Genomic DNA, 21,472 nt, shown 5'->3' with positions numbered 1-21,472 from the left:
AACGTCTCAATTCTGCTGTAGCGTTGCGCGTAGTGTATCAGAATCGCCGCAATCACGGCACAATGAGGCATAATGTATCAAAAATGAGAATGAAATAAGGGGCGCGAGTGGAACAAGATCTGGCGCGCATCGAGCAATTTCTTGATGCCCTGTGGCTGGAACGCAATCTGGCGGAAAACACATTAAGTGCGTATCGTCGCGATCTAACCATGCTTGTTGAATGGCTACACCATCGCGGTGTTTCTCTGACGACGGTACAGAGCGATGACCTGCAAGCACTGCTGGCCGAGCGAATGGAGGGGGGGTATAAAGCCACCAGTTCCGCGCGTTTGTTAAGTGCAATGCGGCGATTTTTTCAACATCTCTATCGCGAGAAATTCCGCGATGATGATCCCAGCGCTTCGCTGGCTTCACCTAAGCTACCACAGCGTTTGCCAAAAGATCTCAGTGAGGCGCAGGTCGAGCGACTGCTGCAGACCCCGCTGATTGACCAGCCGCTGGAACTCCGGGACAAAGCCATGCTCGAAGTCTTATATGCCACCGGTTTGCGCGTTTCTGAGCTGGTGGGGCTGACGATGAGTGATGTCAGCCTGCGTCAGGGCGTTGTGCGGGTCATTGGTAAAGGTAATAAAGAGCGGCTGGTACCGTTGGGTGAAGAAGCCGTGTACTGGCTGGAAACCTATCTGGAGCACGGACGACCATGGTTGCTCAATGGCGTCTCCATTGATGTGCTGTTTCCCAGCCAGCGTGCGCAGCAGATGACACGCCAGACCTTCTGGCATCGAATTAAACACTATGCTGTGTTAGCGGGAATCGACAGCGAGAAGCTGTCGCCGCACGTACTGCGGCATGCTTTTGCCACGCATTTGCTTAACCATGGCGCTGATTTGCGCGTGGTGCAGATGCTGCTTGGTCATAGCGATCTCTCTACCACACAAATTTATACCCATGTCGCAACGGAGCGCTTGCGTCAATTACATCAACAGCATCACCCGCGTGCGTGAGTGCTGACAGGAAAGGATAGGTTATGAAAAAAAGTTTTATGATGCTCACCCTGCTGGCGACGGCGTTTTCAGGCATGGTGCAGGCAGACGACGCGGCGATTCGTCAGTCATTAACGAAGCTGGGTGTACAAAGCACAGAAATTCAACCAGCTCCGATTGCGGGAATGAAAACTGTACTGACCAACAGCGGCGTGCTGTACGTCACCGAAGACGGCAAGCACATTATTCAGGGACCGATGTATGACGTGAGCGGTGCAAGTCCGGTTAACGTCACCAATCAACTGCTGATGAAGCAGCTGAACGCGCTGGAAAAAGAGATGATCATCTATAAAGCGCCGCAGGAAAAACACGTTATTACCATTTTCACCGACATCACCTGCGGCTATTGCCACAAGCTGCATGAAGAGATGAAAGACTACAACGCACTGGGAATTACCGTGCGTTATCTGGCCTTCCCTCGCCAGGGACTGGAAAGCCAGGCCGAGCAGGACATGAAATCCATCTGGTGTGCGTCAGACAAAAACAAAGCGTTTGATGATGCCATGGCTGGTAAAAGCGTGAAGCCGGCAACTTGTAATGTGGATATTGCTGACCACTACGCGCTGGGCGTGCAGTTTGGTGTAAGCGGCACGCCGGCGATCGTTCTGAGCAATGGCTATGTTGTTCCTGGCTATCAGGGACCGAAAGAGATGAAAGCGTTCCTCGACGCGCACCAAAAACAGACCAGCGGTAAATAATTCGCGTGAAACAACAGATACAACTTCGTCGCCGTGAAGCCGACGAGACTAGCGACCTGCCTGCCGATCTGCCGCCGCTGTTGCGTCGTTTGTATGCCAGTCGCGGTGTGCGTAGCGCGCAGGAGCTTGAGCGTAGCGTCAAAGGCATGTTGCCGTGGCAGCAATTGAGCGGTGTCGAAAAGGCGGTGGAGATCCTCTATAACGCTTTTCGTGAAGGCACCCGCATTATCGTGGTGGGGGATTTTGACGCCGATGGCGCAACCAGCACGGCGCTGAGCATTCTGGCGATGCGAGCATTGGGATGTAGCAACATTGACTACCTGGTGCCCAACCGTTTTGAAGACGGTTATGGTTTGAGCCCGGAGGTGGTGGATCAGGCACATGCCCGCGGCGCTCAGCTGATCGTCACCGTCGACAACGGCATCTCTTCCCATGCCGGCGTTGAGCATGCCAGAACGCTGGGGATCCCGGTAGTGGTTACCGATCACCACCTGCCCGGTGATACCCTGCCGGGCGCAGTGGCGATTATTAATCCTAACCTGCACGACTGTACGTTCCCGTCGAAATCACTGGCGGGCGTCGGCGTGGCTTTTTATCTGATGCTGGCTCTGCGTACTTTTCTTCGTGATAAGGGCTGGTTTGATGAGCAAGGTATCACCCCGCCAAACCTCGCAGATCTGCTTGATCTGGTTGCGCTAGGTACGGTGGCCGATGTTGTCCCGCTGGACGCTAATAACCGCATCCTGACGTGGCAAGGCTTGAGCCGTATTCGCGCAGGGAAATGTCGTCCTGGCATTAAAGCGCTGCTTGAGATTTCAAATCGCGACCCGCAGAAATTGGCCGCCAGTGATTTAGGCTTTGCGCTGGGGCCACGCCTGAATGCGGCAGGCCGCCTGGATGATATGTCTGTTGGCGTGGCGCTGTTGCTGTGCGACAACATTGGCGACGCGCGGGTGCTTGCCAGTGAACTGGACGCGCTCAACCAGACGCGGAAAGAGATAGAGCAGGGCATGCAGACGGAAGCGCTGACCCTGTGCGAGAAGCTTGAGCGCAGCAGCGAGACGCTGCCTGGCGGGCTGGCGATGTATCACCCCGAGTGGCATCAGGGCGTGGTAGGGATCCTGGCGTCACGCATTAAAGAGCGTTTTCACCGTCCGGTGATCGCCTTTGCACCGGCTGGAGACGGCACCCTTAAAGGGTCGGGGCGCTCGATTCAGGGCCTGCACATGCGAGATGCGCTGGAGCGACTGGATACCCTTTACCCGGGCATGATCCTTAAGTTCGGCGGCCACGCCATGGCGGCAGGATTATCGCTGGAAGAAGCGCAGTTTGAGTGCTTCCAGCAGCGTTTTGGCGAGCTGGTGACCGAGTGGCTCGATCCCGCCTTACTGCAGGGCGAAGTGGTCTCCGATGGCCCGCTAAGTGCGGCGGAGATGACCATGGAAGTCGCACAAATGCTGCGTGATGCAGGGCCGTGGGGGCAAATGTTCCCGGAGCCGCTGTTTGACGGGCGCTTTCGCCTGCTTCAGCAGCGTCTGGTTGGCGAGCGTCATCTGAAGGTGATGGTTGAGCCCGTCGACGGCGGACCGCTGCTGGACGGTATTGCGTTTAACGTTGATACCGCTATCTGGCCGGATAACGGCGTTCGTGAAGTCACGCTGGCCTATAAGCTGGATATTAACGAGTTTCGCGGCAACCGCTCATTGCAAATTATTATCGATAATATCTGGCCACTTTAGCGTCACTATATCTATAAAAAAGAGCGTGGATTGGTTACAATCCCGCTCTTATAACCGCATTTTGACTCGTCCAATAAAAGAAAACAGACCATGTTTGAAATTAATCCGGTAAATAACCGCATTCAGGACCTCACGGAACGCTCTGACGTTCTTAGGGGGTATCTTTGACTATGATGCCAAGAAAGAGCGTCTGGAAGAAGTAAACGCCGAGCTGGAACAGCCGGATGTCTGGAACGAACCCGAACGCGCTCAGGCGCTGGGCAAAGAGCGTTCTTCCCTTGAGGCCATTGTCGACACGCTCGACCAAATGAGCCAGGGCCTGGAAGATGTCTCCGGCCTGTTAGAACTGGCTATAGAAGCCGACGACGAAGAAACCTTTAACGAAGCCGTTGTCGAACTCGATACGCTGGAAGAAAAGCTGGCGCAGCTGGAGTTCCGTCGTATGTTCTCCGGTGAATATGACAGCGCAGATTGCTATCTCGATATTCAGGCCGGTTCTGGCGGCACCGAAGCGCAGGACTGGGCCAGCATGCTGATGCGCATGTATCTGCGTTGGGCTGAAGCACGCGGCTTTAAGACTGAAATTATTGAAGAATCTGAAGGTGAAGTGGCGGGTATTAAATCCGTGACCATCAGAATCGCTGGCGAATATGCTTACGGCTGGCTGCGTACTGAAACCGGCGTACACCGCCTGGTACGTAAGAGCCCGTTTGACTCCGGCGGTCGCCGCCATACGTCGTTCAGCTCTGCGTTTGTCTACCCGGAAGTTGACGATGACATTGATATCGAAATCAACCCGGCAGACCTGCGCATCGATGTTTACCGCGCTTCAGGTGCGGGTGGTCAGCACGTTAACCGTACAGAATCTGCGGTGCGTATTACCCACATCCCGACCGGGATTGTGACACAGTGCCAGAACGACCGTTCCCAGCACAAGAACAAAGACCAGGCCATGAAGCAGATGAAGGCGAAGCTTTATGAACTGGAAATGCAGAAGAAGAATGCCGAGAAGCAGGCGATGGAAGACACCAAGTCCGACATCGGCTGGGGTAGCCAGATTCGTTCTTATGTCCTGGATGACTCCCGCATCAAAGATCTGCGTACCGGGGTTGAAACCCGTAACACGCAGGCGGTGCTGGATGGCAGCCTGGATCAATTTATCGAAGCAAGTTTGAAAGCAGGGTTATGAGGAACCAACATGTCTGAACAACACGCACAGGGCGCTGACGCGGTAGCCGACCTTAACAATGAACTGAAAACGCGCCGTGAGAAGCTGGCTAACCTGCGCGAGCAGGGGATCCCGTTCCCGAACGATTTCCGTCGCGATCACACCTCAGACCAACTGCACGCTGACTTCGACGCGAAAGAAAACGAAGAGCTGGAAGCGCTGAACATTGAGGTATCCGTTGCCGGTCGTATGATGACCCGCCGCATTATGGGGAAAGCCTCATTCGTTACGCTGCAGGACGTTGGTGGCCGCATTCAGCTGTACGTTGCGCGTGACGATCTGCCGGAAGGCATTTACAACGAGCAGTTCAAAAAATGGGATCTGGGCGATATCCTCGGCGCGAAAGGTAAGTTGTTTAAGACCAAAACCGGCGAGCTGTCCATCCATTGCACCGAGCTGCGTCTGCTGACTAAAGCGCTGCGTCCGCTGCCGGACAAATTCCACGGCCTGCAGGATCAGGAAGCGCGTTACCGTCAGCGCTACCTGGATCTCATCTCTAACGATGAATCTCGCAACACCTTTAAAGTGCGCTCACAGATCATGGCGGGTATTCGTCAGTTCATGGTTGGCCGTGGCTTTATGGAAGTGGAAACCCCGATGATGCAGGTGATCCCTGGTGGTGCCGCTGCACGCCCGTTCATCACCCATCATAACGCGCTGGATCTGGACATGTACCTGCGTATTGCGCCGGAACTGTACCTCAAGCGTCTGGTGGTTGGCGGCTTCGAACGTGTGTTCGAAATTAACCGTAACTTCCGTAACGAAGGCATCTCCGTTCGTCATAACCCAGAGTTCACCATGATGGAACTCTATATGGCTTATGCGGACTACAAAGACCTGATCGAACTGACCGAATCGCTGTTCCGCACGCTGGCGCAGGACGTTCTGGGAACTACCGAAGTGCCTTACGGCGAAGAAGTCTTCGACTTTGGTAAACCGTTCGAAAAACTGACCATGCGTGAAGCCATTCAGAAATACCGTCCGGAAACCAACATGGCGGATCTGGACAACTTCGACTCTGCTAAAGCGATTGCTGAATCTATCGGCATCAAGGTTGAGAAGAGCTGGGGTCTGGGTCGTATCGTGACGGAGATCTTTGAAGAAGTGGCGGAAGCGCACCTGATTCAGCCGACCTTCATTACCGAGTACCCGGCAGAGGTTTCTCCGTTGGCTCGTCGTAACGATGACAACCCGGAAATTACTGACCGCTTCGAATTCTTCATTGGTGGACGCGAAATCGGTAACGGTTTCAGCGAGCTGAACGATGCAGAAGATCAGGCGCAGCGTTTCCAGGATCAGGTTAACGCCAAAGATGCGGGCGATGACGAAGCGATGTTCTACGACGAAGACTACGTTACCGCGCTGGAACACGGTCTGCCGCCGACAGCCGGTCTGGGGATTGGTATCGACCGTATGGTTATGCTGTTCACCAACAGCCATACCATCCGTGACGTGATCCTGTTCCCGGCGATGCGTCCGGTTAAATAAGATGTGAAATGCCGGATCGCGCCACGCTTTTCCGGCCTACGAGAAGCATGATTTGTAGGCCGGATAAAACGCTTTCGCGTTGCCATCCGGCAATCAATTACGGTTAGCAAACTCGCGTAATAATTCGCGCGCTTTATCGTTAGATGCCTGCATTACCATCCATGGGCTGAAGGCCCACGGTGTGGCATCCAGCGCACGTAAGACATCCTCAAGTTCACTCCACTGCTCATCCATTACTTCATCCGCGTTTGGCCGTCGCGCACTGATAACTCGTGCGGCATAGACCGGGCAAACTTCGTTTTCCACAATCCCACTGGGGTCTGCAGCGCGGTAACGAAAATCAGGATACACGGGCGTGAGTTCGGCTACCTCCACACCCAGTTCGAAACGAGCGCGACGGATGATGGCGTCTGCAGTAGTTTCACCGGACTGCGGATGGCCGCAGACCGAGTTAGTCCAGACGCCTGGCCAGGCTTTTTTGTGTAGCGAACGCCGGGTCACCAACAGTTGGCCCTGGTCGTTAAAGAGCCAGCAGGAGAAGGCAGAGTGTAGGGGCGTTGTAGCGGTATGCGCCGCATACTTTTCCAGTGTTCCGCAGGGCTGGTCCTGCTCATTCAACAAAATGACATGTTCCTGTCGCATCGCATCCACCATTAATCTTGAGCATCACTATTATATGCCTAATTGTGGCCGATTGATTATCCGTCGGTGTGAAATGCCTGAACGGACGATTCGTGCCGCGATATGATTTGGCATCCGGCATCGGACTGCTATGATAAAGCGTCTTAAAATGTTGCGAGGAATTGTTTTGAGTGCGGGACGCCTGATGAGAAAACGCTTTGTTATCACAATAATGTTGCTGAGCAGCCTGATCGTCGCGGGATGTTCAAGCTCATCTGATTCCGGTTCTGGTTCTACCTATACCGTTAAGCGGGGAGATACGCTGTATGGTATTTCACGTGCGACAGGGACCAGCGTCAAAGAGATCGCGCGCCTGAACAACATTTCTCCCCCCTATACCATAGAAGTTGGGCAAAAGCTTAAGGTCAGCGGTGGCGCGAAAACCAGCACGGCATCGGCGAAAACAAAATCTAAATCGAAATCCTCCACCAAAACGGCAGCAGTCAGGCCGTCTTCTTCTGTGCCACAGTCATCCTGGCCACCGGTAGGGCAACGCTGTTGGCAGTGGCCAGCGAGCGGGAAGGTGATACTGCCATACTCCACGGCCGAAGGTGGCAACAAGGGGATTGATATCTCTGCCGCGCGCGGCACGCCTGTTTATGCGGCTGGAGCCGGGAAGGTGGTCTATGTCGGCAATCAGCTGCGCGGTTACGGCAACCTCGTGATGATAAAACATGGCGAAGATTACATTACCGCCTACGCCCATAACGATACGCTGTTGGTTAACAACGGGCAAACAGTGAAAGCCGGGCAGAAAATTGCCACCATGGGCAGCTCTGATGCGGCTTCGGTGCGCCTGCATTTCCAGATCCGTTATCGCGCTACGGCTATCGATCCGCAGCGCTATTTGCCGCCGCAGGGCAGCAAGCCAAAATGCTGACGGTGAATTAATCGCCAGTCAGTCGATCAGCCTCTTGCCAGGAAGTGTGTAAGGTTTATAATCCCTTACGCACTTCAATGCGGGCGTAGTTCAATGGTAGAACGAGAGCTTCCCAAGCTCTATACGAGGGTTCGATTCCCTTCGCCCGCTCCAACGCTTTTCTTTTGTTAGTAGTCTACTCAAAACCCTTCATAATGTTGCATGTGGATTTTTAATCGTGGCTAGCGAAATTAGCTGCATGATCGTTACGGCCAGCATTTGGCAATTCACTTCACATAATTTTTAACTGCACCGTAGAATATTGATTACTGCACAGCATCTGCAGTGATTTCTCTGAGTGAATATATAAAAAGGGTTCGCACTTAATCGAATGAATTTTATATATAAACTCAAACATAAAGAAAGAAGGGGAGATAGCCACTGCGAACGTGACTATCTCCAGTTATATCCCGAATCAGGAATTCGGTTTATGGTTTTCAACTACCCAGACGGTGAGTTCTTTTTCCAGCGTTTTATCTCCCGTCGTTGCCTTCACCTTCACCCAACTTTCACCAGCGGTATCCGTTCTCAGCTGTGAGTAGGCATTACCTAGCGTAAGGTTGGTTTTATCCGGCGTCATCGTAAAGGTTCCGCTGCTGGGTTGGGCTTTGCTGCCCGCGCTAAATTCGACACTGCCGTTTAACGGGTTACCGAACTTATCCTGCAATCGGGCCATAAAGCCTACTGGTTCAAGGTTGGCAACGGCATAGCCAGGATCCTGCTCCAGAGTGAGTACCGGATTCTGGGCATCGGCATTCAGCATCAGCGAAGCATTTGCCGAGACGTTGCTACCGTGTTCAGCCAATGTGGCGGTCAGCGTGTAACGACCCACCTTATGGCCGTGGACATTCACGGTCGCAGTACCGGAGCCATTGGTGGTGACAAGCGTATTATCAATCTGCAGAGGATCGCGTGACGATGGGCCTGTGGCCGTAATTTTCAGCTTACGGTTGCTGACGCTGTTACCCGATGTATCGCTCAGATGCAGGGTAAACGCCACGTTATCCACATCACTCACTATGGCTGATGTGGTTGACGGTTCGATCGTCAAGACTGCATTTTGCAGATCCGATACCACCTCCACTACCTTACTCGCCGTAACGCGTTTACCCTCTTTGATGAAGGTTGCCTGCAATTGATAGCGCCCGGCCTCTGCGGCAACAAAGGTTGTTGATGCCATTCCTTTCTCATCCAATGTCAGTTCGGACTGGTCCAGTTTTAATCCACTGGCGGGTTCGCTGGTCAGGCGCACGTCACCGCTAAATGGGTTGTTTTCACCGTCGACAACCTGTACCTGAATTTCGTGCTTAGCTGATGCGTTTGCCGCGATGCTCTCTGCTGGTGCGGTCAAATTCAGCACCGCGCTGTTAATATCAGGTACAAAGCCCAGTTCAACGTTCGAGGACTCAATACTCTGTTGCCCGTCTGTAGCCATGGCTTTCACGGTGTAATTACCCGCCTTAACCGTGGTTAACGTCACCGTTGCGTAACCGTCTTTATTGGTGGTGATTTTGTCCGGGTATACGAGCCCTTGCGGCGTTACGATAAGCTCCACTTTCTGTCCTTCAACCGACGCGGCGGTATTGTTGAGCCTTACCTCAAGCGTGGCGCCATCGCGACCGTTTGCAGCAATATTGGTGATTGCGCCATTGTCTTTGGCTGCCAGAGACAATGTTGCGCCCGTCATTGAAGAGGCAAATGTTACGCGCAGTGATGAGCTGATGTTCCCCGCGCTTAGCGTAATCTCATATGTTCCCGGTGTTGAACTGATCAGTGAGAATGTTGCTTCACCTTTGGCATCGGTCTTCACAACGTTCTCCCCATTCGCGATCTTGACCTGTGGCGGTAACGCCAGGGTAACCGTGTATCCGGACAGCGCGTTGCCATAACGGTCGGTCAGGGTAACGACTGCGACATTACTCTGTTTGCCATCCGCCAGCGCATTGTCCCTGGTCAGGTTAAAAGCCTGAACCACCGGCTGCGTTTTGTCGGCAATCCAGGTGGCTTGTTTTTCCAGTCCGGAGAAATCATGTTTTTGTGATGCCACACCAATGCGTGTCGCCTGAGCCAGTTCAGACGTTGCCTTAGCGCGGTACACGCCGTCTTTCTCTTCTACGGCAGTAAAACGAACCTCGCCGCTGGCTGAAACAGCATAAAAACGTAAGCTGTCGTCGCCGGTAATGGCATTCCCGTCTTTATCTTTTGCCTCTAACGTCAGGCTAATCGGATGCCCAACGATCTGTTCCATGGGCATTACCGTCAACGTCGATTTTGCCGCCTCGGCGGAAACCGCTTTTAGTTTTACCGTCAGAGTTTCTGTTTTGCCCAGGACTTTAGCGGTGATGCGTGCCGTACCCGCCGTTAAACCCGGCGTCAGCGTCGCGGTATACACCCCGGAACGGGTTTCCTGTAGTTCACCGAGCTTGGGTGCCTGTGCCGAACGCTCACGGTTTTGCTGTGCGTCAGGCATAAATGCCAGTGACAACTCAATGTCATGGGCAAGCCCTGTTAACGGTTTACCATTGGCATCTTTTAGCACCAACGTAACCGGATGCTGCGACTGCCCGTCAGCCGCGATGATTGGTTGATGCTCGCCGTTTAATGTAAAATCCATTGTGCCGATTGAGGCTGAACTCCCCGTCACTGTCACGTTCATCACCGCATAGTTAGAGACGTTTCCTTTAACATCTCGCGCCGTTGCGCCGATCTGCCAGTGATTGGTACCGCCTGGTGTATACGCTGGCAACGTCAGTTGCCATGACGTGCTGCTACCGGAAATACGCCCGCCAGCGGCGGTAAATGCGCTATCGTTCCACTCTACCGACTGAATGCCCCATTGGGATTTATCCAGCGAAATAGTCACCGGAATAACGGCGCCACCTTCCCCCTGCACGCTTTCAGGCAGGCGGATCTTCAGAACCGATTTTTTGCGGTATTCCAGAACAATGTTGTTATTACGTTCGACAAAATCGTAGCGCCCGTGCTGAACTTCGCGCATCACCGCAACGTTATCGCCGTCCAGTTGCTTCGCCAGCGGGATGCCGGGGCGATAGTTAATTTCAATGCCGAAGCGTGAATCATGAGTATTACTCTGCCCCTGCTTGTGTTCAGCAGAAAGCGTAACCAGCGGAACCGGCGTGTAGCTGACCCCGCCCGTAAAGGCGTACGGATTTTCCTGCAGATGATCGCTGCCAAAGAGGCCGACATTCTTGCCGTAATACTTTTCATATTTAAGCGATGCACCCAGTTGCGGATATGACGGCAACCAACCTTTGGTATAGATATCCCAGCCATCAGCCGGACGTTCCTGATAATCGCCCAGATCGTGGGAATCCTTCCATTTTGACAATCTTAAATAAGCATTCGCGCCTGCATGTAAATAATCTCGCCAGTACTCAACGCCTGCACCCATACGTGCGTGATGCCGACTTAAATCGTAGTCATAAAATAAGTTCGCGCCCAGCATTGAATTATCTGGCGTGAAGTAGCGATAACCCATACCGATATTGGTTTGGGTTCTGTCATCGGTACGGTGAAGCGATGTCTGGGTAAATAAAACATGCTGCTTTGTATCAACCCACGGATAAAGGAAATCGAACGCAGAATCTTTCAACGAGAAAGCGTCATCGACGTTGAGTTGAATACGCGCATTACCGTATTGCTGCAGCCATTCTACCACCTCCTTCGTTGCCTGTGCCGAGACGGTATTAGCAGCAAAACTGCCCGCATGGCCGTTTTCAATGCTTCTGCCAGCCTGTGCGGCGAGGGAAGACAGGCCGCGCAGTTCTTGCTGCTCAGCTGCGGCCTGCGATGCCTTAACGGCTGAAGCATGGCTGATGGTCGGCGTGAAGCTGAGAAGGGCTGGATACAGAGCCTGTAAAGCGATTGTTGACCATGCGACAACCTTATTAACGGAGCCTGTTGCTCCATTGTTCCGCGAAATTTTCTTATTTGACATTCGTAACTCCAATATCAATTAAAAAAATTAAAGGTTATTCCATGTACTGAATGGGATGCGTAATATATGTATTTAGTGGGGAAATTCAAGACCTGTTCATCGCGCAGTTAACAGGATACTTTTACATTATGTGGTTCCTGAGTAGCTATGATGTCGAACCTTTAAATAACGGGTGCTGTAAAAATGCTTTTCTTTTTATAGTGGCGATTTTAATATTGGCGTCTGTATTTTAACCATGAGCGTACACTGCAAATAAAAATTATCAGGAAATTAATCTGCCTGTTCGTATTCTACCGTCATTCATAATACGCCGCGTTGACCTGACCGACGTCGGCGCATTCGTAGGATGTGCATGCTGACCGGTAGAGACATCTCAGAGATCTCTCTGTCTACCGCCCAAGTTAGTTAACAGGCAAACAGTTACGTAACGTTCTTATATTTTTTTGAAATATTATCCGCAATGGCATGGTTTTGCCGCCAAAATTAACCGAACGCAGTGTTCAATCCCAGGAGTATTAGGAGAACATGGTCTAAAATACTTTTTTTGCTTAAGAGTTTTCTTATCGCGTAGCAACCGTGTTCGCGTAGTGTTAAAATTTATGAGTTTTTGATCTCCTCCTTGTACTAGTGGATGAGGTGCTGGTCGTCAATAAGACGAAAGAATTAAATGGGTTACAACCACATTGCTAAATAAGCGGCACTGTTTCTTTACATGGTCGGCAACCGTCAGGGAGTGACGATAACCTATTGATAACGCTTATTTTTACTCTGGTGTAAGATATAAGGGAAGATATGTTCAGTATACGTCGACATGCCAAATTCATTACACGCTTTAAGTCTGTAAGTTGTTTATTTACGGCCAGCGTTCTTTTCCCCCTACAAATCTCTGCGGCAGTATCAGATTATGATGCGTTGATTATTGAAGCGCGAGGGGGTAATAGCGCGCCACTATTGCGCTACCTTGAAAATCAGGGAAAGAAAAGCGCGCTCACGCCCAATCAGGTTGCCGACTGGCTGCAAGTCTCCAGTTGGGTTGATAACAACGACAAAACAACGATTGCTATCTGGCAGCAGTATCGCGGGAAGATGGATGTGCCTGCGCGCGGTAAAGTTGCCGCTGCGCGTGCGTATCGCAATCAGAAAAGCTGGAATGATTCCTTAGCTATCTGGGAAAGCGTGTTGCAGGAAGAGCCTGATAACGCGGATGTTCGTACTGGCTGGATAATGACGCTGGCCGATGCCCGTTATAATCAACAAGCGCTGACCGAGGCGAATAAATGGGCGCGAGCGCATCCAGGAGCCGATTCCGATGCCCTGCTTGCCTACGTGTATCATTCGCAGAATAAAAACTGGGATGCATTGCTTGTCGCCAGTCAGGCGGTTGACGTTGATCCGGGCAACAAAAATGCAAAATCAACGTTGTTGTCCGCGCTGGCTGCCAACCGCATAGCCGAACCTGCGTTGGGACTGGCGGAAGAGGTTCCCACATCCGATCCCGTGAAGCGTCGCCTTGCGCTTGATGCCGCGGCCGAAAAGGTGCGCTCTTCGTATACGACCGCGCGCAATGAAGAAGAACGTTTTATCGTGGCGGACAAAGCCCTTGCCCGCTATGACCAACTGCTTGCTGCCTGGAAAGATGATCCCGCAGCCCAGGGCGATGTGCGTCGGGCGAGAATAGACCGTATGGGGGCCTTGCTGGTCCGCAAGCGTACCGCTGACGTTATTACCGAATACGAATCACTGTCTGCCGAAGGCGAAGTCCCCAACTATGCAAAACGTTGGGTGGCTTCTGCGTGGTTAAGTGAACGTCAGCCGGAAAAAACCGAAGCGATGCTGATGAGCATCTACTATCCGAACGGGCCGATACCCGTTACGCCGCTTAGCCCTGAAGATCAACAGGATCTGTTCTACGCGCATATCGATAATGAAAACTTTGTTGATGCCAAAAAACAGGTCGATGCGTTAATCAAAGACAGCCCGTACCTGCGACGGATCTATGGTTCGCCTACGCCGCAGCCTAACGATAACTGGCTGCTTGGTCAGACGCTACTCGCGCAATATCACATTGCCGCTAATGAGCTGCCCGAAGCCGAAAAGCTGACGGAACATCTGGCGCGTACTGGTTCGGGTAACCAGGGGCTACGTATCCTCTATTCTTCCGTACTCGAAGCCCGCGGTTTGCCGCATGCCGCCGAAAAAGAACTGAAGCTTGCGGAAGTGATCGAGCCAAGCAACCTGGAACTGGAGCGTCAGCAGGCTTATGTGGCGCTGGATCTCCAGGAATGGAAGCAGGCCGATGAACTGACTGATGATGTCATCGCTCGTAGCCCGGATGATGAGGCAACGCTGCGTCTCGCGCGCATTCGCGATGTGCATAAAATGTCTGAACTGCGGATCAGCGGCACGCAGGGGATCTCCTCTGATAGCCCGGTCAGCGGTAAGAATGACTTCAATATCAATACCGCCATTTACAGCCCACCGATCAATGACAACTGGCGACTGTTTACTGGATTCAACTTCGCTACTGGTGAATTTGAAGAAGGTAAGGGCATCAGCCGCGATCTGGCTGCCGGTGCGGAATGGACCTCCCGTGACTACTGGGCTGAAATGGAAGTTTCAGGTCGTAATTATGGCGATGGTCAGAAAATAGGTGGCCGTCTTTCTGGCTGGCATGATTTCAATGATAACTGGCGCGTCGGCGGTTCGGCGGAGCGTCTTTCGCGTAATACGCCCCTACGTGCATTGCGTAGCGGCGTGTACGCCAACGGTGGAGATGTGTTTGTCCGCTGGTATCAAAACGAAAGACGAGAATATCAGTTGTCGTTTGCCGCATCACATTTCTCGGATGGTAACGATCGCATTGAGTACGGACTGAGTGGAAAAGAGCGCCTGTGGACGACGCCGCGCTTTACGCTGGACTTCACGCCGGGTATCGGTGGCAGTACCAACACCAAAGAAAATGTGCCGTATTACAACCCCAAAAGCGATTTCTCTGTGGTACCCGGCTTGAGCGCGGAGCAGGTCCTTTACCGACACTATGACACGGTCTGGACCCAGCAAGGCGTGGGCGGTGTGGGTAACTACTGGCAGCAAGGCGCAGATGGCGGTGCGATAGTTCAGTTAGGTTACGGACAGCGGCTTAAATGGAATAACGTCGTGGATGGCGGGGTGATGCTGATGTGGGATAAACGCCCCTACGACGGTAAACGTGAGCGGAATATCTCCCTCGCTTTCGATTTGAATGTTAGGTTTTAAGGATAGAACATGCTGAAAAGATGCCTGTGGCTTAGCGCACTCATCGCTGGCTGGTTGATGATCACCGCGTGTAGTAGCGCGCACAATACGACACCTCGCTATGTTCCTCCAGGAGAGAGAACCGAGCTGACGGCGGACCATCCGTGGCCAAAAAATAGTTTCCTGGTGTTGGGTTATCACGATGTTGAGGATGGCGCAGCGGATCAACGCTATCTTTCTGTACGTACCAGTGCGCTGAGCGATCAGATCGGCTGGCTGCGTGACAACGGCTATAACCCGATCAGCGTGCAGCAAATTCTCGATGCCCATGACGGCAAAATCGTGCTGCCTGAAAAAGCCGTCTTACTTACCTTTGATGACGGCTATAGCAGCTTTTATACCCGCGTCTGGCCGCTGCTGAAAGCCTACAACTGGCCTGCGCTATGGGCGCCGGTGGGAAGCTGGGTGGATGCCCCTGCCAACAAAAAAGTGGATTTTGGTGGCCTGATGACGGCCCGAGACAAGTTCGCTACCTGGAAGATGGTTGAGGAAATGGGCAAATCGCCGCTGGTGGAAGTCGGGGCGCATACCTGGAACTCACACTTCGGCGCAGAGGCGAACCCGCAGGGCAGTAAAGAACCGGCGGTGGCGAACCGTCTGTATGACAAGAAAACCGGTACGTATGAAACGGATGAGCAGTACACTCGCCGCATTAATACCGATATCTCGTTGATCACCAACAAAATTAAGTCTGTAACCGGGAAATCGCCCCGCGCGTGGGTGTGGCCGTACGGTGCTGCTAACGGTACGACGTTGAATTTGGCCAAAGAGCACGGCTATAAAATGGCGTTTACGCTCAACGAAGGGCTGGCGAACGCGGCGTTTCTTGATGATATTCCGCGTGTACTGATCTCGGATAACCCGTCACTGAAACGTTTTGCCAGTCAAATTGCTCAGGTGCGCGAACCGCAGACCATGCGCGTGATGCATGTCGATCTGGATTACGTGTATGACAAAGATCCTGCCCAGCAGAAGCGAAACATTGATAAGCTGATCCAGCGTGTTTACGACATGCGCATTTCACATGTCTTCCTGCAGGCGTATGCCGACCCCAAAGGCGACGGGAATATTCGCGAACTCTATTTCCCTAACCGTTGGCTGCCGATGCGTGCCGATCTCTTTAACTACATCTCCTGGCAATTACAAACGCGTGCTGGCGTGACGGTTTATGCCTGGATGCCAGTGCTGGCGTTCGATCTCGACGCGTCCATTCCGCGCGTCACCGCATGGGATCCGAAAACCGGACGCAGTGCGATTAACCACGAACAGTATGTGCGTCTGTCTCCCTGGAGTAGCGAAGCGCGTCAGCGCATTACCGAGATCTATGAAGACCTGGCGAAGCACGCCAGCTTCAAAGGCATATTGTTCCATGATGATGCATTCCTGACGGACTTCGAAGATGCCTCACCGGATGCGTTAGCCGCCTACCGCGCTGCGGGCCTTCCGGACAGCATTGAGAAAATCCGTAACGATCCGCAGGCGTTTGAGCGCTGGACTCGCCTGAAAAGTAAGATGCTGATCGACTTTACCCAGCAACTGACACGTTCGGTGCGTAATATTCGCGGCCCGCAGGTACAAACGGCGCGCAATATTTATGCCATGCCGGTACTGGAGCCAGAAAGTGAAGCCTGGTTTGCACAAAACCTGAATGACTTCCTCAATACCTATGACTGGACGGCACCGATGGCGATGCCATTGATGGAGAATATTCCAGCCAATGATGCCAATGCCTGGCTCGACAGATTGGTGAATGCCGTTGCACAAACCCCAGGTGCGCTGGATAAAACCGTGTTTGAGCTGCAGGCACGCGACTGGCGTAAATCCGGCGAACAGGCCGAAATCAGCGGTAAACAGATAGCCGAATGGATGCGCCAGCTTAAATTAAGCGGTGCAGGTAACTACGGTTATTACCCGGATGATTTCATCAGCGACAAACCCGAGATGTCAGAGATTCGCTCGACGTTCTCATCATATTGGTACCCGCAAAAATGACCGATCGCATTATTGCTTTCCTGATACTTTGCCTGATGTTCAGCCTGCCGTTTGGCGTGGCTGTCATCTTTACGGGTGAAGTGATGCTGAACTTTGTCTTCTTCTGGCCCTTGTTCATGTCTGCTTTGTGGATAAGCGGTGGGGTGTACTTCTGGTTTTACCGTGAGCGCCACTGGAAATGGGGAGACGACACGCCGCCACCGACGCTGGAGGGAAATCCGCTGGTTTCGATTTTGATCCCCTGCTTTAACGAAGGGATCAACGCCCGCGAAACCATCAGTGCCGCGATGGCACAGCGCTATAAGAACATTGAAGTTATTGCCATTAACGACGGTTCAACGGACGACACGCACGACGTGCTGGAACAGTTGGCAATTGAGTACCCCAGCCTGCGGGTGATTCATTTAGCCGAAAACCAGGGCAAAGCGCTGGCGCTCAAGACCGGTGCAGCCGCTGCGCGTAGCGATTATCTGGTGTGCATCGACGGTGATGCGCTACTGGATCGCGATGCGGTAGCCTATATTGTGGCCCCGCTGATCCAGTTCCCGCGCGTGGGTGCGGTAACCGGGAACCCGCGTATCCGTACCCGTTCCACGTTGATTGGCCGCGTGCAGGTCGGCGAGTTCTCGTCAATCATTGGTCTTATCAAGCGTACCCAGCGAGTCTATGGGCAAATCTTTACCGTCTCCGGCGTGATTGCGGCGTTTCGTCGTCGTGCGCTGGCTGAGGTGGGATACTGGAGTCCCGACATGATCACCGAAGATATCGACATCAGTTGGAAGCTGCAGTTGCGCCACTGGTCGGTATTCTTTGAACCGCGGGCGCTGTGTTGGATCCTGATGCCTGAAACCTTAAAAGGGTTGTGGAAACAGCGTCTGCGCTGGGCGCAGGGTGGGGCCGAGGTGTTTATTGTTAACATGCGCCGCCTGTGGTCGTGGGAATTCCGCCGCATGTGGCCGCTGTTCCTCGAGTTCTGTTTTTCGACCGCGTGGTCGTTTGCCTATGCGGTCAGCATCCTGCTGTTCGTGTTAGGGCTGATCATGCCGATGCCTGACTCGTTATATGTGCAGCATCTGTTCCCGCCAGCCTTTACCGGACTCATCCTCGGCGTGGTCTGTTTACTGCAGTTTGCCGTGAGCCTGATGATCGAACGACGCTATGAAAAAGGCATTGGTGCCTCGTTGTTCTGGATTATCTGGTTCCCGGTGGTGTACTGGATGCTGAGCCTGTTTACCACGCTGGTGGCGTTCCCCAAAGTGATGCTCAAACGCAAACGCGGGCGGGCGCGCTGGGTGAGCCCTGACCGTGGAATAGGGAGGATCGAACCATGAACCAGCCACTGATCTTTACCGAGCGGCGTCTCCTGCCACGCATAATTGACGTGCTGTTGACTCTGATTGCGTGGATTGGGTTTGCGTACCTGATTTATAAAGGGCTGATTACCGCGCTGGCACACTCACCGTATATGGGCGTGCGGCCGTTTTTCACCACCCTGGATACGGTGACTTTTTACATGCTGGTCGCCTTAATCAACGGACTGGTGCTGATTGGCTGGGCGAAGTACAACCAGTACCGTTTTCGGGTGGAACGACGCAACCGCAGACCTGGGCTTGAACATCATGAGCTGGCAGAAAGCATGCGTATTACTCCGGAACTGGTAACAGAGCTCAACAAAGCCAGGGTGCTGACGGTGCATCACCATGAGAATGGTGAAATCAGTCACGTCGATGTGGACAAGCACATTGCCGATAACCGGTTGCCGCCGCCCACGCCGGCCATGCTGACGATGCTGCCGGAAAGAACGCTCGAGTCTGAAGACGCAAAATAATGACCCTCAGGCGGCATGAGACAATTTGTGCCGCCTGTTACATCCTTCAACTCTGCATCGGACTATGATTAGACTCGGTACAATAAAAATAACTGAGGCAATGTCATGGATAAGGAACTACTGGATGCAGGCTACCGGGCCTATACCGGTGAGAAGATCGACGTCTATTTCAATGCGACAATGTGCCAGCACTCGGGAAACTGTGTGCGCGGTAGCGCGAAGCTGTTCAACCTCAAGCGTAAACCGTGGATTATTCCTGATGAAGTTGATGTTGCCACGGTTATCAGGGTTATCGATACCTGCCCAAGCGGTGCGCTGAAATACCGTCAGAAATAAGTGAGGGAACCATGGAAATTCTTGCAGGCCATAACAAATTTTATGTGAATGATGCGCAGGGCAACCAGGTCGCTGAAATCGTCTTTGTGCCGACTGGCGAGCATCTGAGCATTATTGAACATACTGATGTCGACCCGAGTCTGAAAGGTCAGGGCGTGGGTAAACTGCTGGTGGCAAAGGTGGTGGAGAAAATGCGTGCCGAAAACCGCAAGGTTATTCCACTGTGCCCATTTGCCAAACATGAGTTTGATAAAACCCGCGAGTATGACGATATCCGCGCCTGATATGCACAGTTGTAGGCCGGATCGGCGCCGCCGTCATCCGGCATCTCATTCCCGATGCAGCAGATCCTGATAAATCCCCGTCAGAACCCCGTGTGGGCCAAACTCCTTTTTAATCCACTGAGTGACCCGGCCGGTTGCCGAGTGCTGGGTTGCCAGCAGCATGCGTGAATCCTGACGCGGATTATGGATCTGACGCGTCACCAGCAGCGACTTCTCCATTGCCTCACGCACCATGTAGTCCGGCAAAAAGCCAATACCTTCGCCGAGGATCTGGCACTGACATTTGGTATTAAAATCGGGGACCAGAATGGACTCCTGCCCGTGCAGCAGCCAGCCGACCTTCTTGTTAATGGTATGCGCGGTGTCTTCGACCATGATGTTTGGGTACAACCGTAGCTGACTTTCTGAAATAGGTTCAGGCATAAACGCCAGCGGGTGATCCGGGGCAATGGCAAACGACCAACGAATCGCCCCTATCTCGGTGTAATCAATCCCGCCGCCGTCCAGTAATGTGTCCGGCGCGCCAATGGCGATGTTGGCCTGGTTATTAATTATGGAATCCCAGACGCCGTTATACACTTCGGTGGTCACGGTTATCTGGCAGGTTGGAAACTGCTTTTTGAGGGCCTGCAACAGCCGCGCGGTATGCTGCGGGGTGTAGAGCAACTGGTTAATGCAGATGCGCACCCGCGCCTCAATACCCTGAGCGATGGTATCAATACTGCGCTTGATGGCGTGGAAGTCGTTTAGCAGGTCGGTCGCCTTACGGAAGAAATAACGCCCGGACTCGGTTAGCTCAATGCTGCGGGTATTGCGGGTAAACAGCACCACGTCGAGCCCCGTTTCCATTCGCTTGATGGTATAGCTGATGGCGGAGGTGGTTAAACCCAGCTCTTCGGCGGCCTTGCTAAAACTGCTGTAGCGCGCAGCCATGGTGAACGCCAGCAGGTTCTCCTCGGTAAAAATTGAATTCATCCTCTCTCCCCTCGGGCTCGTCTACCCCCTGCCATACGATGATTGTTGAATGTATTTGTAATCCTTATGCAGAGCAACCAGTTTTGAACAGAATTTAACACTAGGTTCACATTTGATTTGAAGGCAATCACACTTCTGTCTTTTAGTTGCAGGCCGCTATCCGTGCAGCATCCCGCTTTATTTCCCGGATGTCTGAATAATGTCTAAAAGAGCAGCGGCCATAAGAGAAAGATTGCACTACAGCACGTTTTTGCTCTCATTATTAAATACTATTCAATAATCAACTCGCTAACGATGAATGAAATTTAAGCGGATGTTATTCCCCTCTCTCTGTTGCTATTCTCAGGTTATCGGAATTTTAAAAAGCCTTAAAAACTGCAGGAGAAGGATTATGTCAGAGAAAGAACTTATTACTGAATTTCTGCTGGCGGCAGAGCAGGGTAATGCGCAGGGATTAACATCCTGTCTGGCAAAAAATGTGGATATTAATGCGACCAATCGCCAGGGACGTACCGCCATTATTATTGCCAGCCTGAATAAACATTATGACTGCGTGTCTTTATTGATTGAGGCCGGCGCTGATATTAATAAACAAGATCAAACCTGTTTCAATCCCTTCCTGATTAGCTGCCTGACCAATGATTTAACGCTGCTGCGTTTGGTGTTACCGGCTAACCCTGATCTCAATGTTCTCAGCCGTTTTGGTGGCGTTGGCATTACGCCTGCCAGCGAAAAAGGCCACGTGGAGATCGTGCGTGAGTTGCTGCTGCGTACCGACATCAACGTTAACCACACCAACTTTGTCGGCTGGACGCCGCTGCTGGAAGCCATCGTACTCAACGACGGCGGCGCAAAGCAGCAGGAAATCGTCAAGCTGCTGCTCGACAATGGTGCGAATCCGCACATGACGGACAAGTACGGCAAAACCCCGCTGGAACTGGCGCGGGAGAAAGGGTATCACCAAATTGCCGAGCTGCTGATTGCCGCCGGAGCTTGACCGAGGAGCGCC

General features: G+C 52.7%; 16 protein-coding genes and 1 tRNA gene. 14 read left to right on the top strand and 3 right to left on the bottom strand.

Going from position 1 to position 21,472, the window contains the following annotated elements; all coding sequences use genetic code 11:
* Positions 1-107: 107 nt before the first annotated feature.
* The 5 genes from xerD to lysS all read left to right on the top strand — a co-directional run bounded on the left by xerD (position 108) and on the right by lysS (position 6,196).
* On the top strand, positions 108-1,004 hold the full coding sequence (xerD, locus tag FDW98_RS01520; protein WP_096755801.1) for a site-specific tyrosine recombinase XerD: 897 nt from the start codon (positions 108-110) through the stop codon (positions 1,002-1,004).
* 23 nt (positions 1,005-1,027) lie between these two features.
* A complete protein-coding gene (dsbC, locus tag FDW98_RS01515) occupies positions 1,028-1,741 on the top strand; it encodes a bifunctional protein-disulfide isomerase/oxidoreductase DsbC (RefSeq protein ID WP_096755802.1) in 714 nt (237 codons plus the stop codon).
* A gap of 5 nt (positions 1,742-1,746) precedes the next feature.
* Positions 1,747-3,480, top strand: coding sequence for a single-stranded-DNA-specific exonuclease RecJ (recJ, locus tag FDW98_RS01510; RefSeq protein WP_096755803.1), 1,734 nt, complete (start codon positions 1,747-1,749; stop codon positions 3,478-3,480).
* A gap of 90 nt (positions 3,481-3,570) precedes the next feature.
* Positions 3,571-4,669, top strand: a protein-coding gene (gene prfB / locus FDW98_RS01505; RefSeq protein ID WP_096755804.1) for a peptide chain release factor 2 whose coding sequence is annotated in 2 segments (ribosomal slippage) — positions 3,571-3,645 and positions 3,647-4,669 — 1,098 coding nt in all. Because the reading frame shifts where the segments join, the coding sequence is not laid out codon by codon here.
* A gap of 9 nt (positions 4,670-4,678) precedes the next feature.
* Entirely contained in the window at positions 4,679-6,196 is a 1,518-nt protein-coding gene (gene lysS, locus FDW98_RS01500; RefSeq protein ID WP_096755805.1) for a lysine--tRNA ligase, read from the top strand.
* Positions 6,197-6,289: 93 nt separating this feature from the next.
* Here the strand turns inward: lysS and idi are convergent, their stop codons facing one another.
* On the bottom strand, positions 6,290-6,838 hold the full coding sequence (gene idi, locus FDW98_RS01495; protein ID WP_096755806.1) for an isopentenyl-diphosphate Delta-isomerase: 549 nt from the start codon (positions 6,836-6,838) through the stop codon (positions 6,290-6,292).
* A gap of 160 nt (positions 6,839-6,998) precedes the next feature.
* Between idi and actS the strand changes: the two genes are divergently transcribed.
* Positions 6,999-7,757, top strand: a complete 759-nt coding sequence (actS, locus tag FDW98_RS01490) for an amidase activator ActS (RefSeq protein ID WP_168246980.1) — start codon at positions 6,999-7,001, stop codon at positions 7,755-7,757.
* A gap of 79 nt (positions 7,758-7,836) precedes the next feature.
* A tRNA-Gly gene (locus FDW98_RS01485) sits at positions 7,837-7,910 on the top strand.
* Between the two features lie 301 nt (positions 7,911-8,211).
* On the opposite strand, the gene FDW98_RS01480 is transcribed toward FDW98_RS01485, so the two are convergent.
* A complete protein-coding gene (locus FDW98_RS01480) occupies positions 8,212-11,754 on the bottom strand; it encodes an inverse autotransporter beta domain-containing protein (protein ID WP_096755809.1) in 3,543 nt (1,180 codons plus the stop codon).
* Between the two features lie 792 nt (positions 11,755-12,546).
* Between FDW98_RS01480 and pgaA the strand changes: the two genes are divergently transcribed.
* From pgaA to FDW98_RS01450, 6 genes are all read left to right on the top strand, one after another.
* Positions 12,547-15,009, top strand: a complete 2,463-nt coding sequence (gene pgaA, locus FDW98_RS01475; RefSeq protein ID WP_096755810.1) for a poly-beta-1,6 N-acetyl-D-glucosamine export porin PgaA — start codon at positions 12,547-12,549, stop codon at positions 15,007-15,009.
* A gap of 9 nt (positions 15,010-15,018) precedes the next feature.
* Positions 15,019-17,040, top strand: coding sequence for a poly-beta-1,6-N-acetyl-D-glucosamine N-deacetylase PgaB (gene pgaB / locus FDW98_RS01470; protein WP_096755811.1), 2,022 nt, complete (start codon positions 15,019-15,021; stop codon positions 17,038-17,040).
* A complete protein-coding gene (gene pgaC, locus FDW98_RS01465) occupies positions 17,037-18,371 on the top strand; it encodes a poly-beta-1,6-N-acetyl-D-glucosamine synthase (protein ID WP_016246533.1) in 1,335 nt (444 codons plus the stop codon). The genes pgaB and pgaC overlap by 4 nt, the downstream gene beginning before the upstream one ends.
* Positions 18,368-18,868, top strand: a complete 501-nt coding sequence (gene pgaD, locus FDW98_RS01460) for a poly-beta-1,6-N-acetyl-D-glucosamine biosynthesis protein PgaD (RefSeq protein WP_096755812.1) — start codon at positions 18,368-18,370, stop codon at positions 18,866-18,868. Before pgaC ends, pgaD begins: the two co-directional genes overlap by 4 nt.
* Before the next feature lie 105 nt (positions 18,869-18,973).
* On the top strand, positions 18,974-19,204 hold the full coding sequence (gene yjdI, locus FDW98_RS01455; RefSeq protein WP_096755813.1) for a 4Fe-4S mono-cluster protein YjdI: 231 nt from the start codon (positions 18,974-18,976) through the stop codon (positions 19,202-19,204).
* An 11-nt stretch (positions 19,205-19,215) separates the two neighbouring features.
* Positions 19,216-19,488: a GNAT family N-acetyltransferase gene (locus FDW98_RS01450; protein WP_096755814.1), complete on the top strand. Its 273-nt coding sequence runs from the start codon at positions 19,216-19,218 to the stop codon at positions 19,486-19,488.
* 45 nt (positions 19,489-19,533) lie between these two features.
* Here FDW98_RS01450 and FDW98_RS01445 read toward each other — a convergent pair whose 3' ends face one another.
* Positions 19,534-20,463, bottom strand: coding sequence for a LysR substrate-binding domain-containing protein (locus FDW98_RS01445; RefSeq protein ID WP_096755815.1), 930 nt, complete (start codon positions 20,461-20,463; stop codon positions 19,534-19,536).
* A gap of 298 nt (positions 20,464-20,761) precedes the next feature.
* Here FDW98_RS01445 and FDW98_RS01440 point away from each other — a divergent pair, with 298 nt between their 5' ends.
* On the top strand, positions 20,762-21,460 hold the full coding sequence (locus FDW98_RS01440) for an ankyrin repeat domain-containing protein (protein ID WP_338075331.1): 699 nt from the start codon (positions 20,762-20,764) through the stop codon (positions 21,458-21,460).
* The last annotated feature ends 12 nt before the right edge of the window (positions 21,461-21,472 follow it).

It is taken from the genome of Citrobacter sp. wls711 (assembly GCF_005281055.1).
Classification (GTDB): Bacteria; Pseudomonadota; Gammaproteobacteria; order Enterobacterales; family Enterobacteriaceae; genus Citrobacter; species Citrobacter gillenii.
This window is presented reverse-complemented; position numbering and strand designations above follow the sequence as displayed.

Bases quoted from the DNA above. Each gene is read 5' to 3' on its own strand.
- dsbC (WP_096755802.1), top strand. From the start codon at position 1,028: ATGAAAAAAAGTTTTATGATGCTCACCCTGCTGGCGACGGCGTTTTCA.
- lysS (WP_096755805.1), top strand. From the start codon at position 4,679: ATGTCTGAACAACACGCACAGGGCGCTGACGCGGTAGCCGACCTTAAC.
- idi (WP_096755806.1), bottom strand. From the start codon at position 6,838: ATGCGACAGGAACATGTCATTTTGTTGAATGAGCAGGACCAGCCCTGC.
- FDW98_RS01480 (WP_096755809.1), bottom strand. From the start codon at position 11,754: ATGTCAAATAAGAAAATTTCGCGGAACAATGGAGCAACAGGCTCCGTT.
- pgaA (WP_096755810.1), top strand. From the start codon at position 12,547: ATGTTCAGTATACGTCGACATGCCAAATTCATTACACGCTTTAAGTCT.
- pgaB (WP_096755811.1), top strand. From the start codon at position 15,019: ATGCTGAAAAGATGCCTGTGGCTTAGCGCACTCATCGCTGGCTGGTTG.
- pgaC (WP_016246533.1), top strand. From the start codon at position 17,037: ATGACCGATCGCATTATTGCTTTCCTGATACTTTGCCTGATGTTCAGC.
- pgaD (WP_096755812.1), top strand. From the start codon at position 18,368: ATGAACCAGCCACTGATCTTTACCGAGCGGCGTCTCCTGCCACGCATA.
- yjdI (WP_096755813.1), top strand. From the start codon at position 18,974: ATGGATAAGGAACTACTGGATGCAGGCTACCGGGCCTATACCGGTGAG.
- FDW98_RS01450 (WP_096755814.1), top strand. From the start codon at position 19,216: ATGGAAATTCTTGCAGGCCATAACAAATTTTATGTGAATGATGCGCAG.
- FDW98_RS01445 (WP_096755815.1), bottom strand. From the start codon at position 20,463: ATGAATTCAATTTTTACCGAGGAGAACCTGCTGGCGTTCACCATGGCT.
- FDW98_RS01440 (WP_338075331.1), top strand. From the start codon at position 20,762: ATGAAATTTAAGCGGATGTTATTCCCCTCTCTCTGTTGCTATTCTCAG.